Consider the following 17,045-nt stretch of genomic DNA (forward strand, 5'->3'; position numbering starts at 1 on the left):
GGCGATGAGACTGCAGTCACGCTCGCGGGGAATCGACGCCTTCCCCCTGACCGGCGGGAAGTGGCGTGATCGGCTCGCGCCGGCCAGGACCCTGTCGGACCTGTTCGAGAAACGCTGGATGGAGGGCGCGGTCCCGCTCGCGCTCGCCCTGCTGCTCAGCCTGCTGTTCGTCTTCTTCACCCCGGTCGGTCCGGCCGACACCCCGATCATCATGGACGAAGTGTCGGAGAAGGGTCTGCTCGCCATCGGACTCACCGTGGTGCTGGTCTGCGGTGGCATCGACCTGTCGATCGGTTCGATGGTCGGACTGACCGCGATCGGCGCGATGGTCGCCTCGCGCGCCTGGGACTGGCCGATGGCGATCGTCGCACCGGGCGCCGTGGTGTTCGGCGCCCTGCTCGGCAGTGTGAACGGCTACTTCATCGCCTACCGCAAGATGCGACCGTTCATCACGACCCTGGTCACCCTGGTCGCCTTCGGTGGTGCGGCAGCCGCCCTGCAGTCGGCGTTCAGTTTCGAGCTGAGCATGCCCGAGCCCGATATCGTCTGGGACTTCCTCGGCGAGGGCAGTATCGCGCTGATCCCGACCGGCTGGTTCTTCTTCGGGTGCGTGCTGATCGCCGTGCATGTCGGCCTCACCCGATCGCGGTGGGGCTGGTGGGTCGCGGCGGCCGGCAGCGATCGGCGTTCGGCGCGGCGCAACGGCATTCCCGTGGACCGGGTCACCTTCTTCGTCTACGTCCTCTCGGGTGCACTGGCCGGGTTGGCCGCTCTGCTCACCTCGGCCAGGGTCGGGCGCACCGACCCGGACGTCGGTCAGGGCTGGGAGATCATCGCGCTCACCGCCGTGGTGCTCGGTGGTGTGAGCCTCAAGGGTGGTCGCGGGTCGGTGCTGCGGGCCACCGTCGGCATCATCGTCGTGCAGGTGATCCAGCAGGCCACCGTGGCGCTACGACTCGAAGGTTCCTACTACACAGTGATTCTCGCGACCGCGCTGCTCGCGTTCGCGGTGCTCGACCTGCAGTGGGGCAAGTACCGGCAGCGCACCGCCGACAAGCTCAAGATCGATCCGGGCCGGATCACGCTCGGCCCGCTCGTCGATGTCACCGAGCCGGGCACGGTGTGGACGATCAACAGCAGGACCTCCCACGCACCCTCGATCGGCCTCGGCAAGATCGAAGGCGCCGAGGACTGCGCGGTCGACCCCGAGGGGAATGTCTACTGCGGTGACCGTCGCGGCTGGGTGTGGCGTTTCCGCGCCGACAACCCGGACGAGGGCGAGATTTTCGCTCGCACAGGCGGTTTCCCGCTCGGACACGGCTGGGATCGGGACGGGCAACTGCTCGTCGCGGTCGGCGGCATGGGCATCTACCGGATCACCCCGGACGGTGAGCCCGAACCGATCGCGACCAAGGTCAAGCGCAGCCGATTCTCCCTGCTCGACGATTCCGCCTTGCGCGCGGTCGACGACCTGGATGTCGCACCGGACGGCTCGATCTACGTCTCGGACTTCTCGACGCGAACCAACGCCGCCGAATACCTGGTGGAGCTGGTGGAATCGCGGGCCAACGGCCGCGTGGTCCGCATCGATCCCGATGGTGGCACCGAGGTGGTCGTCTCGAACAGTGTGTTCCCCAACGGCATCTGCACCTCGCACGATGGCCAGTCGATCCTCATCGCCAGTACCGGCCTGTGCCGGGTGGACCGGCTCTGGATCGCCGGACCCAAGCAGGGGCAGCTGGAACCGGTGCTGGAGAACCTGCCCGGCAACCCCGACAACCTCAACCGCTCCTCCGACGGCAACTACTGGCTGCCGTTCGTGTCGATGCGTACGCCGATGTCGGACCTGCTCAACCGTTACCCGGCGGTGCGCAGGCGGATGACCAAGGAGGTGCCGCTCGACAGTTGGGTGGTCCCGCAGCTCAACGTCTCGTGCGTGATGAAGTTCAACGATCGTGGCGAAGTGCTTCAGGTGCTGTGGGATTCATCGTTGGCGAACTACCCCATGGTGACCGCGGTCAAGGAACGCGCCGGTCAGCTGTATCTGTGCGGCGTCAGCAACAACCGCATCGGCAGGCTCACGCTCGACCCGAGCGAGGTCGGAACGATCGATCCGGCCGTGGTTCCCGGGCTGATCGTGCCCGGCCGATCGATGGTGGAGGTGCAACGGTGAATCGCACGATCAGCGCCTTGAAGGAATGGCTGAACCCCGACTGGGCCCGGCACCGGTCGGTGCCGCCGTTCGAGGCGGGACTGCGGCCCAATCGCCGACTCGATGAGGGCACCGCCCTGCTGCCCGAGGCCGAGTTCGAACCCGATGACGTGGTCATTCGCGACAACGGGGAGGTCGTCTTCTCCAGTGGTGACGGCATTTTCACGTTGGCCGACGGTGTCGTCACCCGAGTGGCGACGCTCGGCGGGCAGGTCGGGACTCTGCTGGTCGCCGAGGATCGGATGATCGCCGCGGTCGACGGCGTCGGTCTCGTCACGATCGACGCGGACGGAGCTGCCACCGACCTCTGCACCGATGCCGAGCTGGCCGCCTGCGTCACCGATCTGACCCTGCTGCCCGACGGCATCGTGCTGGCGACCATCGGTTCGCGAGCGGTGCCGGACTGGTCGGCCGCCCTGGTCGCCGACGATCGCAGCGGGCGCATCGTGCGCGTCGACGGCTCGCGTGCCGAGGTGGTCGCCGAAGGTCTCGGCTGGCCGGGCGGCATCGAGAATTCCGGTGCCGGTGAGGTTCTGGTGTCGCTGGGTTTCGACCATCGTGTCGAACGCCGAGCCGTCACCGCCCTGGCCAAGGCAGGAACAGCGGTAGGGACGAATCTGCCGGTGTATCCAGGCCGGATCGCTACCTGCACGGACGGGTGGTGGGTCGCGGCGCCGTACGCGCGCAACCGCTTCACCGAATTGCTGCTCGACGAACCGGAATTGCTGCGGGAGATGACCGCCACGATCCGCCAGGACCAATGGTTCGTCCCGCGTCTGCGGTGTCCCGATCCGTACACCGACACCCTGCAACTGGGCCAACTGCGCGTGCACGGCGTGATCAAACCGTGGGCACCCGCCCGCTCCTACGGCCTGGCGTTCCGGATCGATCAGCGGGGACGCATCGCCGAAGGTGTGCATTCGCGCGCGGACAGCGACCGCCACGGGGTCACCGGCGTGGCGTCACGTGACGGCCGAATCGTCGTGGCGGCGCGTGGTTTCCGCAACCTGATCGAGCCGCAGAAAGACAAGGAAAGGTGAGCACCGTGAGCGACACCGCCGTCGCCGCCGAGCCGGTGATCCGGCTCAGCCGGATCAGCAAGCACTACAACGGAACCTACGCTGTGCGCGACGTCGACTTCGAGGTCGCGCCGGGTGAGATCCACGCCCTGCTCGGTGAGAACGGCGCGGGCAAATCGACTCTCGTCAAAGTGATCTCGGGCGCGATCGAACACGACGCGGGTACGTTGCAGGTCACCGGCCGTATGCGTAACTTCAGTACCCCCAAGGAATCGGCCGAGGCCGGCGTCGCGATGGTGTATCAGGAAGGGTCGCTGGTCGAATCGATGACCGTGGCGCAGAACCTGTTCCTCGGCGACGAGAAGGCCTTCAACAATCTCTCCCAGCTCAATGTGGCGGCGCGAGAACTGCTCGAGTCACACAACTTCCACATCCGGCCCGAGGTACCCGCGGGTGCGCTCGGCATCGCGCAGAAACAAATGGTGGAAATCGCCCGCGCCGTGCACCGCGACGCCAAGGTCGTCATTCTCGACGAACCGACCGCCTCGGTGACACCGGAGGAACGACTGCAACTGTTCCTGTCGATGCGCGGGCTCAAGAAGCAGGGCATCGGGGTCGTGTTCATCACCCACATGCTCGACGAGGCGCTGGAAGAGGCCGACCGCATCACCGTGCTGCGTGACGGCGAGGTGCAGGGCACGCTGGACAAACCGGCTTTCGACCGTGCGGAGGTCGTACGCATGATGGTGGGGCGCGGCGTGGAATATCAACGGGTGCCACCGAATCGGGAGCCGGACCCGGCGCCGGTGCTCGAGGTCGAAGACATCACCCTGCTTCCGGCCGTGCGCAACATGTCGTTCTCCGCGCACGCGGGGGAGATCGTCGGAATCTACGGGCTCGTCGGTGCCGGGCGCAGCGAGACCGCGATGATCGTCGCCGGGGTGACCAAGCGCCGGCGTCTGCGTGGGGGCACCGTCCGGCTCGACGGCCGCGAGGTGCGTTTCCGGACCCCACGGCACGCCCGCCGTGCCGGCCTGGTCTACATCACCGAAGACCGCAAGGCCTCCGGCTTCTTCGGCCACTTCTCGATCGCCGACAACATCTACTTCGGGCACCTGTGCAGCGCGCCGCGTCTGCCGTTGCTGGTGCGGCCGGGGGAGCGCAAGACCGTGGCCCAACGCTTCGTCGAGCGATTCCATGTGCGCACGCTGCGACCCGACCGGGCGAAACTCGAAGAACTCAGCGGCGGCAACCAACAGAAGGTGGTGCTGGCCAAGGGGCTGACCCGTCAGCCGCTGGTGGCGATCATCGACGAGCCGACCCGCGGTGTCGACCTCGGGACCATCACCGAGATCCACGCTATGATCCGCGCGTTGGCCGACGACGGTGTCGCGGTGATCGTCATCTCGTCCTACCTGCCGGAGATCCGCGCGCTCTCGGACCGCATCCTCGTCGCCAAGCAGGGCAGCATCGTGGCCGAGTTCGATCCGGCCGAGGCCGACGACGCGAAGCTGATGTTCGCGGCGGTGCACTGAGGGGGAAGGATCCTTCCCAGGAACAGAGTCGTCCTGCCAGGTGCTTTCCGGATGACGAAGACTGATGTCATCCGGAAAGAACCCCGACGAACCGAGGACATCATCGTGCAGCACATCGACTTCCCGAATGCCACGGTCACCATGGCGGGCGACCTGTACCTGCCCGAGAACTTCTCCGCCGATCAGTACTACCCGGCGATCGTGTGCGTTCATCCCGGCGGCGGTGTGAAGGAGCAGACCGCGGGTCTGTACGCGAAGCGGCTGGCCGCCGAGGGCTTTGTCACGCTCGCCTTCGACGCCTCCCATCAGGGTGAGAGCGGTGGTATACCCCGACGTCTGGAAGACCCCTTCGCCCGGGTCGAGGACGTCCGCGCCGCGGTCGACTATGTATCGACCCTCGACTTCGTCGACGCCGACCGGATCGGGGCATTCGGTGTGTGCGCCGGCGGCGGTTACGCGATCGATGCCACCAAGTCCGACCGCCGGATCAAGGCCGTCGGCACGGTGAGCCCGGTCGACATCGGCGCCACCTTCCGGCGCGGCTGGGACGGGTCGCTGCCGCTCGAAGCGCAGATCGCCACACTCGACGCCGTCGCGGGTCAGCGCGCCATCGAGGCCGCGGGCGGGGAGATCGCCGAGATCACCTACGTGCCCGAAACCCTCGACGACAGCACCCACGCCGACATGATCGAGGCGCACGAGTACTACCGCACTCCACGCGCGCAGCATCCGAATGCCGACAACCGGATGTTGTTCACCGCCAGCGTCACCCGGATCTTCGACTACGACGCCTTCGCCGGCGCCGAGTTCCTGACCCAGCCGGTACTCCTGATCGCGGGCTCCGCCGCCGGTTCGCTGTGGCAGGCGGAGGCCCTGAACAAGCGCCTGCCGGAGAACACCGACCTGGTGCTCATCGAAGGCGCGGGCCACGTGGGCCTCTACGACCGCCCCGAGTATGTCGACCAGGCCATGGCCGCCCTGGCGCCCTTCTTCGCCGCCAGAATCTGACCCCGGGGACCCTCCATGCGACCTTCCCGCCGGACAGCGAGATCGATCGGCTGGGTACGCCACAAAGGCCTGGGACCCGCCCCGACGGTTCCCAGGCCCTTGTTGTGATCATGCACGGCACTCTCGACTAGAAATGCATTCCGGATCATATATTGTGCGATATTGTGATCTACGTCGCCCGGCGGCGCTGCCGCGGTGGAACGTTGAAGGAGTGCGAAATGGATGGTCCGGCCCCACGTAAACGAAGTGGCCTCGTCGTGGTCATGCTCTGTTTTCTGACGATCGTGGCCGATGGCTACGACCTCATCGTCTACGGGGCTACCGTGCCCAGTCTCCTGGACGAGCCCGGCTGGGGGATGTCGGCGAGCACCGCCGGTCTGATCGGCAGCTGGACGCTGGTCGGTCTGATGGTCGGCTTCCTGCTCGCGGGTCCGCTGGCCGACCGCATCGGACGCCGCAAGGTGATGATGGCGGGGGTGGTCTGGTTCTCCACCGGTTGTGCGATCTGTGCGGTCGCCACGTCGCCCGAATTCCTCGGCGCCGCACGGTTCTTCACCGGCATCGGCCTCGGCGGTGTCGTCCCGTCGGCGGTCGCCTTGACCATGGAGTTCGCGCCGCGTAACCGCAGGCAGATCTACAACGGCATGATGCTGACCGGTTACTCCTTCGGTGGCATCATCGCCGCCCTGGTCGCGATCGCCCTGTTGCCCGACAACAGCTGGCGCGTGCTCTACGGGGTCGGCGCGCTGTGTGTGATCGTGGTGCCCGCCATGTACTTCTGGTTGCCGGAATCGGTGAACTCGCTGGTGGCCCGCGGCAAGGACGCCGAGGCGGCCGAGCTCGCCCGCGCCTACGGCCTCGACATCGACGCGGTACGGGCCGAGCAGCGCATCCAGGTCGACGCTGCCGCGAGCACCGACAGCACGAGTGGGCTGCGCATGCTCCTCACCCGCCGCTACCTGCCATCGCTGCTGCTGTTCGTCCTTGTCTGTGTCTGCGCCCAGGTGATCACCTACGGCCTGAACACCTGGTTGCCGGTGCTGATGCGCGAGGCGGGTTACCCGCTCGGCTCCTCGCTGCAATTCCTGCTTGTCCTGCAGGTCGGCGCCATCATCGGCATGATCGGCGGCTCTTTGCTCGCCGACCGGTACGGGTCTCGGCGAATCCTGGTCCTGTTCTTCCTGATCGGCGCGGTATCCCTGCTGGCGCTGAGCCGCAAGCTCGATACCGCGGTGCTGATGGTCGCGGTGGCGGGTGCCGGGCTCGGGTCCATCGGCAGCAGCTCGCTCGCCTACGGTTACGTCGCGGCGAAGTACCCCGCCTCGTGCCGGGGGTCGGCAGTCGGCGCCAGCATGGGACTCGGTCGCGTCGGTTCCATCCTCGGGCCGTCCATCGGCGGCTGGGTGGTTGGCTCCTCGCTGGGTAGTCATTGGAACTTCTATGCCTTCGCGATTCCGGCGGTGATCGCCGCCGCCATCGTGATCCTGATGCCCGCTTCGACGGTCGACGACGAGGTCGCGCAAGTGCGGGCTCCCGACCCGGACCCGGGCGGGATCGTCGAGCCTGCCCGCTAGCGGCGGACCACCACCGGAGAACCTCTAGGTCGTCATCGCGTCGGCGGGCAGGCGGGTCAGGCCGAGACGGGCGCACTGCCGTAGCAACGGTGCGAGAGTGCGTTCGGCCTCGTCCCGGCGCCCGGCCCGCCGCAATGCGGTTCCGAGCAGTAACCCGGTGCGCAGCCTCGCCAGCGGTCGACGGTCCGCGTCGACGCTCGCGAACAGGAGCTCGGCTCGGGCTACCGCGCGTTCGTGTTCGCCGCCATCCGACAGCAATCGGATGGCGGAGTCCTCATCGAATTCGTCGATGGCGGTGACGATTCCGTCGTCGCGCCGAATCGTGCGTGGTACGAGCAGTGCCGCTGCGGTTCCCGGGTCGAGGTCGAAGCCGCCGCGGACCTGCTCGTTGCGGAGGCGCGCGGTCAGCCGAGGCAGATCGAGGCGTTCGGCGGCGGACAAGCCTTCGGCCAGAAGTTCGCGCGCACCCTCGCGATCGCCGCGCAGCGACCGCACCCGCGCACCTGTCGCGTAGGTAGCCAGCATGAAGTCCACCCCGCCACCACCCTCGGCCGACAGTTCCCTGCTCATCGTGAGCAGCTCTGTAGCGGCGTCGAGATCCCCTGTCTCATAACGAAGTTCGCCGAGCAGCGCACCGGCCAGACGGGTGGCGTGCGCCGCCGCGCCCATCGTGGTTCGCGCGGTGTCGAGCGCGTCGGTGAACAGTTCCTCGGCACCTGGGATGTCGAGTTGTTCGCGCGCCGCGAGGCCAGCGAAGCAGCGACCGTACACAGACAGGAACGGGCCCGTCGCATCGTGATACCGCACCGCCCACAGTTGCCGTCGCCGCGCCTCGTTGAAGTCGAAGCGCTGGATCGCGGCGAAGGTAGCGATATTGGCGGCCACGCCGGGGATTCGGGGGGAGAAATCGTCGGGACGTGTCAGTGCCTGTCCGATCAGGCCGTCCAGCGCCGAGACCCGGTCGGCGAACATCTCGCGCACACTGATCGCGACGTCGGCCTCGGCCCGCAGGTCGGCGCGGTCGGCTTCCCCGACCCCGGCCAGGGCGGCCTCGAAACGAGCCAGGTACGACTCGGCGGCCGCGGGCCTGCGCAGAACCAGGTTCACCCACACCCCGAACAGCTGGATCCGCGGCCTCGTGCGGCACACCTGCGCGGGAAGTTTGGCCAGGATCCCCAGCAGCAGCACCATTCTGGACCGCTCCAGCAGGTAACCCGCGCCCTCCTCGACCAGATCGGCCGCGCGGCCGGGGTCATCGGCGGCGAGAGCGTGTTCGACGGCCTCGTTGAGCAGATGATGACGGGCGAACCACTGCGCGGCTCGTAGCCGCAACTCCGCGAGCTGTCCTGGCCGGTCCTGTGTGAGCCTCCGGCACAGGTACCCCGCGAAGAGCTGGTGGTAGCGGTACCAGTCGCTGCCGGGGCCGACGGGCAGGAGGAACAGACCGCGATCGGCGAGGTCGGCGAGGAATTCGGCGGCATCGGCGCGGCCGGTCAACGCGGCCGCCAGGCCGCCGCAGATCCGCTCGCAGACCGAGGTCGTCATGAGGAAGTCGAGCGAGTCCGGGTCCAGGGCATCGAGCACGTTCTCGGCGAGGAACGCACCGATGTCGGGGTGGGTGGCGAGGCTGTTCAGCAGGCCCGCGGTGTCCTCACCCGAGCGCAGTGACAACACCGCGAGTTGCAGTGCGGCGATCCATCCGTCGGTGGCCCGGGTCAGCGCGAGGACCTGTTCGGCCGTGAGGTGGACCCCACCGTCGCCGTCGAGGAAGGTGCGAACTTCATCGGCATCGAAACGCAAAGTGGTGGCGTCGATTTCGGTGAGTTCGCCGTGCGAGCGCAGCCTGCTGACGGGCAATTCGGGACGTGCGGTGCTGGTGACGACGAGCGGCAGATGGTGGCAGCCGTGCTCGAGCAGGAAACGCATCGCTGTCACCGAATCGTCGCCGGTGACGCGCTGCCAGTCGTCCAGGACGAGGGTGACCCGCCGGTCGCGGGCGTGCAGGCCGTCGACGAGCCCGGTGAGGACAGCGCGTGCCGGATCGTCGGGGTGGGCTTCGAGCAGTCGATCCAGGTCGTCGGCCAGGTCGGGAACCTCGGGCCGGACGGCCTCGACGAGGTGGGCGAGGAACCAGGCGACGTTGTCGTCGTCCTCGTCGACGGTGAGCCAGGCGACGGCCGCGCCGTGTGCGACGAGCTCGTCGTGCCATTGCGCGGCGAGGGTGGTCTTTCCGAAGCCGCTCGGAGCGTGGATGGTGGTGAGCCTGGTGCGCGGGCTCGTCCGCAGCCGGTCGAGCAGCCGTTGACGGGACAGGGTCGCGCGCGCGGGCGTCGGCGGACGGTACTTGGTGGCCGGTGTCGGTGGGGCAGTAGTCCGCGCTGTCGATGGAGGTACCGGCGCGATCGCCGCCACTGGTGGTGGGCTGGGGATCCGGAGGACGTCGACCGGCGCGCCCGTAGCACGTTGCGCCGCACACAGTTCCGCGCCGAGCGCGGCGGCGCCGCCGGGCCGATCCGCGGGCTCGGGTGCCATCGCGTGCTCGATCACCGCACGGACCGGCGCGGGGACATCCTGGTCGGTGAGATCGGGTCCCGGCCGCTGAGACACCCGCAGGAACTGGGACAACACGTGCTCACCGACGCGCCGTTCGTAGGCGACATGTCCGGTGAGCGCGCAGAACAGAGTGGCGCCGAGGCTGTACACGTCCGCGGCGGGAGTGGCCGCGGCGCCCCGCAGCACCTCGGGCGCGGCGAACGCGGGGGAGGCGCTCACGATGCCGGTGGTGGTATGGAATCCGCCTTCGACCCTGGCGATGCCGAAATCGGTCAGCTCGGGTTCGCTGTAATCGCTGAGCAGGATGTTGGCCGGCTTCACATCGCGATGCAGGATGCCCGCCCGATGTGCCGACTCCAGCGCTCCCGCCATCTTCACACCGAGTCGTAGCGTCGCGGCCCAGTCCAGGGGGCCGAGATCATGAATGCGCTGCTCGAGGGAACCGCGCGGGTGATAGGGCATCACCAGGTAGGGATGACCGCCATGGGTGGTGCCCGCGTGGAAGACGGCGACGATGTTCGGATGGCCGGAGAGCCTGCCCATCGCCTGCTGCTCCCGAACGAAGCGCTGCAAACCGTCGGGGTCGAGCTCAGCGGTGAGTACTTTCACGGCGACCACTCGGTCCAGATCCGGCTGTGCGCACCGATACACGACACCGAAACCGCCGCGTCCGATCTCCTCGGCGTCGTCGAAGCCCGCCGCGGCCAGCTCCGCCGGAATTCCCGAAGCGGAACTGCGCTGTGTCGACTCGATGTCGGCCATCTCGGCTCGATTCGGTCCTGCCGCGGTAGCGGTGCGCGGGTGCGCTCTACCGAGGATAGCTCCGTCGATGCCGGTGTTCGACCAGTGTCAGAGGCGTTTCGGTCGGTAGTGCACCCAGCGGTACCTGGCTCGCTCGCGCGGCGTCATCCCGCCCCAGATGCCGTGCGGTTCGTTGGCGGCGACCGCGTGATCGCGGCAGTGGGTCAGCACCGGGCAACTCGCGCAGATCTTCTTGGCAGCCAGCACTTTTCGTGACTCCTGGGCCGTGTCGTAGAAGTCGTTGACGTCGTAGGCCCGGCAGGTGGCGTGCATCTGCCAGGCCCAGGCCTCCGCACGCGGCGCGGGCAGCTGCAAGGACTTCTCCCCGGCCGGCCTCATACAGTTTCACCCGCGGTGACGCTGAGCGCGCGCCGATGGGCCGCCGTTGCCAGCTCGCGTTCGCGCGCGCTGTCGGGTCCGCCGAGGCCGGCCAGGTGGTCGTGCAACCGGGCCTTCGCCGCGTACCAGGCGGCGAGCGCTTGGGCATCCGCTCCGGGGGCAGGGCGGCTCAGGCACAACGCGGTCATTTCGATCAGCACGTTCATGATCGGTCCTTCGACTTGCCGGGATCAGTCGTAGACGACGACACCCCGCAGGTTCCGACCGGCGTTCATGTCGGCGAAGCCCTGCGTGATGTCGTCGAGGGAGTAGCGAGCGGTGACGAGTTCGTCGAGTTTCAGCGAGCCCTGCTGGTACATCGCCAATTGCGCGGGGATGTCGGCGGTGGGGGAGCTCGCGCCGAACAACGAGCCTTGCAGGCGCTTTTGGTAGAGCGTGAGCTCGTGCAGGTCGATGTCGCCTGCGCCGACGGTGGCGTCGCCGAGTCCGACCGCGACACAGGTGCCCGCCTTGCGTACCGCGCCGAGTGCCTGGCCGACATGGCGTCCGGTGGTGATGCCAACGGTCACGATCGAGGAGTCGGCCCCTTGGCCGTTGGTCATCGAGCGGGCGAGTTCGGCCGCCTCCTCGATGTCGGCGACAGCATGGGTGGCGCCCAGCTTCAGCGCGGCGTCCCGCTTGAAGGGCACGGGGTCGACGGCGATCACCGCGGCGGCGCCCGCGTGGGCGGCGCCCTGGACCGCGTTGATCCCGATACCGCCGATGCCCATGACGATCACGACGTGCCCGGGTTTCACTTCGGCCGAGTTCACTGCCGCACCCCACCCGGTTCCGACACCGCAGCCGGTGAGGCAGGCGATGTCGAGCGGGATCGACGGATCGATCTTGATCGCCGAGACCGCCGAGACGGTGGTGTATTCGCAGAAGGTGCCGAGCCCGGCGAGCTGACCGACCGGTGCGCCGTCGAGCGAGAGCCGATAGGAGGTTGGATCGTCGAACCGAGCGCCGGTGGCCAGGAACGCGCCGAGGTCGCACAGGTTCTGGTGGCCGTGTGCGCACCACCGGCAGCGGCCGCACACCGGAAGGAAGGAGAACACCACGTGGTCGCCTTCGGCGAAGCCCTTGGTGCCCGGGCCGACCGCTTCGACCACACCGGCGCCTTCATGCCCGCCCGCCAGGGGCAGGATGCCCGGTGTCTGCGTGCCGACAGCGAAATGGTCGTCGGAGTGGCACAGTCCCGACGCAGCCATCTTGACCCGGATCTCACCGGGGCGCGGGTCCTCGATGTCGAGGTCGACGATCTCATAGGGGCCGGGTGTCTTCCGCAGCACCGCGCCGCGGGTCAGCACGAGGCGTCCTTGTCGTCGGTGTTCGCCCAGGGGGTCATCGGTGTGCTCCTTCGTCGTCTTTGATTCAGCATAATATATTCTGAGACCTCCGTCACGCGATCGGCCGGAAACTCCGCACGTCGACGGCGCGGTGCGCGTCGGCCAGTGCGCACAGGGTCGCGGTGCCGAAGGCGCCCACCCGGTCGAAGGCCACAGCGGTGCCGACCGAGATGCCTGCCTGTTCCATTCGCTCCGTGGTGGCGAAACCCACCGCCGCACCTACCGGCAGGCGACCCAGTGTGAGCGAAACGTCGGCATTGATGAATTCGAGTCCGTTGCTGCCGAGATTGACCGCCACGTTCACCACATCGGCGATGCCGGCAGCGAGCTGAAACGGTGTCGGCTGTTCGCCTTCGACCACCGGGATCTGCTCGTGCCAGATCATTTTGCGAGCGCCGTTGGTGGACTTGGCCGCGTCGCCCCACCCGGTCGTCTCGGTGAAATAGAGGCGATGCTGAGCCTCGACCAGTGCGGTGCCCACTGGTGGCGCCTCCGGTCGCGCGCCTCCCGACCAGGCCGCACCCGGCGGGCTCTGGCTCGGCGCCAGCCACAGCGCCGATGCTCGGGCGACGGGCCGACCGTCCTGTTCGAGCACGGTGTCGATCAGGCACAACCGCTTGCCTTCCCGGACGACAGTTGCCGAGGCGGTGCACGGGCGCAACCGCGCGGGCCGGAAGAGGTCGACAGTCCACCGCGTGGGTACCAGGTCGGTGCGTTCGATGGTATGGATCTGCTGCTCGGCGGCACGTGCCAGCGCCGAACTCACCGCGAGTCCACGCATGTGTTCCTCGCCCCATCCGCTCGCCGCCTCGGCTTGCGGGATCAACTCCATCCCTTGTGGGCCGCGCTGCGTGCGGAAGAATGCTGCGGTCATCGGAGTGCCTCCTGGCTTGAATAGGCCATGATATTAAATATATCGTCGCTGGCCGCCGTCGTCTTCCACTGGCCGGTGCTGCGCGATCGAGCTTCGGGGCCGCATAATGCGTAAGTGCCGAACGACAAAGACCCACTGAACGCCGAATCCTCCCCGCGGGAGTTGCCTCGCCGGGTGAATTCGCAGCGTCAGCAGTTGTCCGAAGACGTGGCGAGCTACGTGCGGGAACTGATCATCTCGGGCCGCGTGCGCTCCGGTGAGTTCCTGCGTGCCGAACCGATCGCCGAAGCGGTCGGCGTGAGCAACACACCCGTGCGTGAAGGCCTTCTGCTGCTCAGCGGTGAGGGGTTCGTCGAACTGGTCCCGCGTCGCGGGTTCATGGTGTCGGCGTTCAGCAGGCAGGATGTGCGCGATCTGTTCTGGGCGCAGGCCACGCTCGCAGGTGAATTGGCTTCGCGCGCGGCGAAATCCATTTCACCGCGCCAACTCGCCCACCTGGCCGACGTGGTCGCCGAGCACGAACAGGCGGTCGCCGACGGAGCCGACCTCGACCGCATCGTCGCGCTCGGCCACGAATTCCATCGCACCGTGAACCTGGCCGCGGATTCCCGCCGGCTCGCGTTGTTGTTGCGCTCGATCGTCAAGCAGTTACCCAACCGCTTCTACGGCAATATCGAGGGCCATGCCAACGAGTCGCTCGATTTCCACCCGGCGATTCTCGAGGCGTTGCGGAAACGACGTGCGAAGACGGCGAGCAGTCTGATGCGCGATCACATCATGTCCGGGGCCGACGAACTCATCGCGATGCTGGAGAAACAGGGGATGTGGTCGACGCCGGAGAAGTCCAGCGCCTAGTGCACAGTGTCCAGAAAGTTGGACACTCGGCCCACCGGTTCGCGCGCAGCATGGGTGGCGCAGGACAGCACTGCAGCGAACCGGACAGGAAGGCACCGTTCAACGATGAGCAGCACCCCAGATCAGGCCACCAAGGACCTCGCGGACAATTGGGTCAAGGCCCTGACCAACATCGACCTCTTCAAGGAGATCAGCCACGCGGATTGCCTCGTCTGGCACAGTGCCGACGACAAGTGGGTCTCCGTGGCCGACGCCGTCGCCGCTGTGTACGAGCGCTCGGGCGACGGTCCCATTCCGACCTTCGTCTCCGTCGGTGTCACCTACACCGAGAAGGGCTTCTTCCACGAGTGCACCACCGAGGTGACGATGGGCGGCCAGGAGATGAAGCTGCATCTGGTCCAGATCGTGGAGGTCCGCGACGGCAAGGCCGCGCGGGTCCGTGAGTACATCGGCCCGGAGATGGGCGTTCAGCCCTGATCCTGAATCCGGGATCTCCGTCGTAGGGGCTGGTGCGGTAACCGAATGGTCACCGCACCAGCCTCTTTCGCGGTCTAGGGAGTGATGGCGACGACGGGCCCGTCGGACATGACGACGCCCGTGTCGACCGAAGGCCGACCGGAGGGCAGGAGGCTGCCGTCCGCGCCGATCGTGTAGGTGTGCACCCGGGTGGTCACCTCGGCGGTCAGGACATCGATCAGGTACAGCGTCTTGCCGTCGGGATGCAGGGCGACCTGCCCCGGCAGCGTGGCGGCGGGCGCCGCATACGGTGACCCGGGCAGTTCGACCAGCCGCCCGTCCGCACGCAGGTCGAAGCCGGCGATCGACTGGCCAACGGCATTGGGGACGTACAGGCGGGTGCCGTCGGCGGTCACGACCGCGCCGTGCGGAACTCCATGGGTCGGATAGGGCGAGCCGGGGGTCGGCGTCAGCTGCCCGTTCTCACCGATCGCGAACCCGGACAGATCGAAGCCGAACTCGTTGCTCACATAGACGTATCGGCCGTCCGGGCTGAACCCCGGTGCCACCGGGCCGAGTTTCACCGTGGTCGCGCCGAGCGGGGTCATCGTGCCGTCCGGGGCGATGGCGTAGTTGGACATGGTGTTTCCGAGGTAGGTGACCACCCGGAGGAAGCGCCCGCTCGGATCGACAGCCGCCATACCGACGGCGCTGAAACCGTCCACCGGCACCGTCGGCGCGCCGGTAGGGACGAGCGCGCCCGAGGGGGTCACGGTGAAGGACTCCACGTGCCCCGGTGCTCCGCCGACCACCACGAAGAGCTGGGTGCCGTCCGGACTGAGCGCGGCGGCTGTCGGCGGGCCGCCCACGGTGATGTCCGCGCCGGGGACCGGATGCAACGTCCCGTTGTCGTCCAGGCGGTATCCGGAGACGCCGAAATCACCGGCGTGCGGCACATACACGGTGCGACCGTCCGGGGCGAGCACCAGCGACAGAACGCCGAAGCCGGTCGGAAACGGGCTGTTCGGGACGCTCGACAAGGTCCCGTCCTCGGCGACACGCAGGACGCTGATGCCCATCGACGCGGTGCCCGCGACCACAAGGAAGCGGGAGTTCGCGGCCGACGCGGGGGTCGGTGCCGTGCTCCAGCCGACGACGCTGAGCAGCATTGCGATGAAAGCCACTGCCGCGCAACGGAGTAGAAGTCTCTCGCGGCGGCATCGGCTGGGTGAGTAGGAAGTCATCGGTGATCTCCTCGATGAGATTTCAAGCCCACGATCGGCAGGGGGTGGATCGCGCGACAACCCGGAACGATCACATTTTGTATATGATCTGGCAACCAGCATTGTGTGCCGTGACAGTCGGGCGGGAATCTCGTTGCGCTATTTCAAATCGACTAGCCGAGTGAGATTGCACACTATATTGTGCATAATTCGGGGCAGGCGACGTGGCCTGCCCGATACACGGAGGTACCGCATCCTGATGCTCAGGAACGCATTCACACCGCGACGAGTCGCCGCAGGCGTGGCCGCCGCGCTCGCGCTGTCGCTGTCCCCGGCTCTCGCTCATTCCGCACCCGCCGACGACGCGCCACGCTATCTGCTGGTCACCGGCACCGGTTCGTCGAACATCAGCGTCCTGCGGGTCGATGACAACGGCGCGCTCACCCAGGTGCCCGGCGCACCGTTCGCCAGTGACACGGGCTCGCTGACACTCGAGATCACCCCGGACGGCCGTCGCGTCTACACCGGGCACGTGGTCTCGGGCTCGATCATCGGCTACGACCTCGGCGCCGACGGCTCGCTACACGAGATCGCGGGCAGCCGAATGGATTTCGGTGCCCCCGTGATCGGCGTGACGATCACCCCGGACGGTTCCCGCCTGTTCGCGACCGTCGGGTCGCTGACCACCGAGGTCCGTTCCTTCGACATCACCGACTCCGGCGTTCTGGTCCCGACCGGCGCGCCCGCCACCCCGGTACCCGGAATGAGCGGTTTGAGCCTGCCGCAGGTGACCCCCGACGGGCGCAACCTGATCGTGAGCACCTTCATCGGCGCCACCGTCACCAGCTACGCCATCAATGCCGACGCCTCGCTCACCCAGGTCGGGCCGACCCTGGCCACGGGCGAGCGCCCCGCGTTGCCCGCGATCACCCCGAACGGCCGTTACCTCTACATCAGCAACGAAGGCAGTGCCACGCTGTCCGGTTACGTGATCGCACCGGACGGAAGCCTGTCGGATGCGCCGGGTTCGCCGTACCCCACCGGTGACACTCCGCATGGTTCGGCGATCACCGCCGACGGTAAACGCATGTACGTGCCCGCATCGAGCGGCGGCCAGGTCGACGGTTTCCACATCGGTGCCGACGGAGCACTCTCGCCGCTGCCCGGTTCGCCGTACCCCACGCCGGGCGGCACGATCCCCGGCCGCG

14 protein-coding genes are annotated in these 17,045 nt (G+C 67.6%); 8 read left to right on the forward strand and 6 right to left on the reverse strand.

Annotated elements, in window-relative coordinates; translation table 11 throughout:
- Positions 1–4: 4 nt before the first annotated feature.
- From AB0I35_RS17190 to AB0I35_RS17210, 5 genes are all read left to right on the forward strand, one after another.
- Positions 5–2,173 carry an SMP-30/gluconolactonase/LRE family protein gene (locus AB0I35_RS17190; protein WP_357396981.1) on the forward strand — a complete coding sequence of 723 codons (2,169 nt, stop codon included), beginning with the start codon at positions 5–7 and terminating at the stop codon, positions 2,171–2,173.
- Positions 2,170–3,252 carry a hypothetical protein gene (locus tag AB0I35_RS17195; protein ID WP_357396982.1) on the forward strand — a complete coding sequence of 361 codons (1,083 nt, stop codon included), beginning with the start codon at positions 2,170–2,172 and terminating at the stop codon, positions 3,250–3,252. Before AB0I35_RS17190 ends, AB0I35_RS17195 begins: the two co-directional genes overlap by 4 nt.
- A gap of 5 nt (positions 3,253–3,257) precedes the next feature.
- Entirely contained in the window at positions 3,258–4,766 is a 1,509-nt protein-coding gene (locus tag AB0I35_RS17200) for a sugar ABC transporter ATP-binding protein (protein WP_357396983.1), read from the forward strand.
- 51 nt (positions 4,767–4,817) lie between these two features.
- Positions 4,818–5,774, forward strand: coding sequence for an alpha/beta hydrolase (locus AB0I35_RS17205; RefSeq protein ID WP_357396984.1), 957 nt, complete (start codon positions 4,818–4,820; stop codon positions 5,772–5,774).
- A 218-nt stretch (positions 5,775–5,992) separates the two neighbouring features.
- On the forward strand, positions 5,993–7,348 hold the full coding sequence (locus AB0I35_RS17210; RefSeq protein WP_357396986.1) for an aromatic acid/H+ symport family MFS transporter: 1,356 nt from the start codon (positions 5,993–5,995) through the stop codon (positions 7,346–7,348).
- 24 nt (positions 7,349–7,372) lie between these two features.
- Here the strand turns inward: AB0I35_RS17210 and AB0I35_RS17215 are convergent, their stop codons facing one another.
- The 5 genes from AB0I35_RS17215 to AB0I35_RS17235 all read right to left on the reverse strand — a co-directional run bounded on the left by AB0I35_RS17215 (position 7,373) and on the right by AB0I35_RS17235 (position 13,303).
- Positions 7,373–10,663 (reverse strand): protein kinase, encoded by a 3,291-nt coding sequence (locus AB0I35_RS17215; RefSeq protein ID WP_357396988.1) that lies wholly within the window; start codon positions 10,661–10,663, stop codon positions 7,373–7,375.
- Positions 10,664–10,750: 87 nt separating this feature from the next.
- Positions 10,751–11,041 (reverse strand): WhiB family transcriptional regulator, encoded by a 291-nt coding sequence (locus tag AB0I35_RS17220; RefSeq protein WP_357396989.1) that lies wholly within the window; start codon positions 11,039–11,041, stop codon positions 10,751–10,753.
- On the reverse strand, positions 11,038–11,247 hold the full coding sequence (locus tag AB0I35_RS17225) for a hypothetical protein (protein WP_357396990.1): 210 nt from the start codon (positions 11,245–11,247) through the stop codon (positions 11,038–11,040). The genes AB0I35_RS17220 and AB0I35_RS17225 overlap by 4 nt, the downstream gene beginning before the upstream one ends.
- 24 nt (positions 11,248–11,271) lie before the next feature.
- Positions 11,272–12,390 (reverse strand): NDMA-dependent alcohol dehydrogenase, encoded by a 1,119-nt coding sequence (locus AB0I35_RS17230; RefSeq protein WP_357396991.1) that lies wholly within the window; start codon positions 12,388–12,390, stop codon positions 11,272–11,274.
- A gap of 91 nt (positions 12,391–12,481) precedes the next feature.
- On the reverse strand, positions 12,482–13,303 hold the full coding sequence (locus tag AB0I35_RS17235; RefSeq protein WP_357396992.1) for an acyl-CoA thioesterase domain-containing protein: 822 nt from the start codon (positions 13,301–13,303) through the stop codon (positions 12,482–12,484).
- A 162-nt stretch (positions 13,304–13,465) separates the two neighbouring features.
- On the opposite strand from AB0I35_RS17235, the gene AB0I35_RS17240 reads away from it, so the two are divergent.
- Both AB0I35_RS17240 and AB0I35_RS17245 read left to right on the forward strand, forming a co-directional pair.
- Positions 13,466–14,158: a GntR family transcriptional regulator gene (locus AB0I35_RS17240; protein ID WP_357397021.1), complete on the forward strand. Its 693-nt coding sequence runs from the start codon at positions 13,466–13,468 to the stop codon at positions 14,156–14,158.
- Positions 14,159–14,263: 105 nt separating this feature from the next.
- A complete protein-coding gene (locus AB0I35_RS17245) occupies positions 14,264–14,635 on the forward strand; it encodes a hypothetical protein (RefSeq protein WP_357396993.1) in 372 nt (123 codons plus the stop codon).
- Positions 14,636–14,709: 74 nt separating this feature from the next.
- Here the strand turns inward: AB0I35_RS17245 and AB0I35_RS17250 are convergent, their stop codons facing one another.
- Positions 14,710–15,798: a beta-propeller fold lactonase family protein gene (locus AB0I35_RS17250; protein WP_357396994.1), complete on the reverse strand. Its 1,089-nt coding sequence runs from the start codon at positions 15,796–15,798 to the stop codon at positions 14,710–14,712.
- A gap of 298 nt (positions 15,799–16,096) precedes the next feature.
- Between AB0I35_RS17250 and AB0I35_RS17255 the strand changes: the two genes are divergently transcribed.
- Positions 16,097–17,045 (forward strand): hypothetical protein (locus AB0I35_RS17255; protein WP_357396995.1); only part of this gene is annotated, 949 nt, incomplete at its 3' end.

This window comes from Nocardia sp. NPDC050378, assembly GCF_040655675.1.
GTDB classification, from domain to species: domain Bacteria; phylum Actinomycetota; class Actinomycetes; order Mycobacteriales; family Mycobacteriaceae; genus Nocardia; species Nocardia coubleae.

Bases quoted from the DNA above. Each gene is read 5' to 3' on its own strand.
- AB0I35_RS17190 (WP_357396981.1), top strand. From the start codon at position 5: ATGAGACTGCAGTCACGCTCGCGGGGAATCGACGCCTTCCCCCTGACC.
- AB0I35_RS17205 (WP_357396984.1), top strand. From the start codon at position 4,818: ATGACGAAGACTGATGTCATCCGGAAAGAACCCCGACGAACCGAGGAC.
- AB0I35_RS17210 (WP_357396986.1), top strand. From the start codon at position 5,993: ATGGATGGTCCGGCCCCACGTAAACGAAGTGGCCTCGTCGTGGTCATG.
- AB0I35_RS17215 (WP_357396988.1), bottom strand. From the start codon at position 10,663: ATGGCCGACATCGAGTCGACACAGCGCAGTTCCGCTTCGGGAATTCCG.
- AB0I35_RS17220 (WP_357396989.1), bottom strand. From the start codon at position 11,041: ATGAGGCCGGCCGGGGAGAAGTCCTTGCAGCTGCCCGCGCCGCGTGCG.
- AB0I35_RS17225 (WP_357396990.1), bottom strand. From the start codon at position 11,247: ATGAACGTGCTGATCGAAATGACCGCGTTGTGCCTGAGCCGCCCTGCC.
- AB0I35_RS17235 (WP_357396992.1), bottom strand. From the start codon at position 13,303: ATGACCGCAGCATTCTTCCGCACGCAGCGCGGCCCACAAGGGATGGAG.
- AB0I35_RS17245 (WP_357396993.1), top strand. From the start codon at position 14,264: ATGAGCAGCACCCCAGATCAGGCCACCAAGGACCTCGCGGACAATTGG.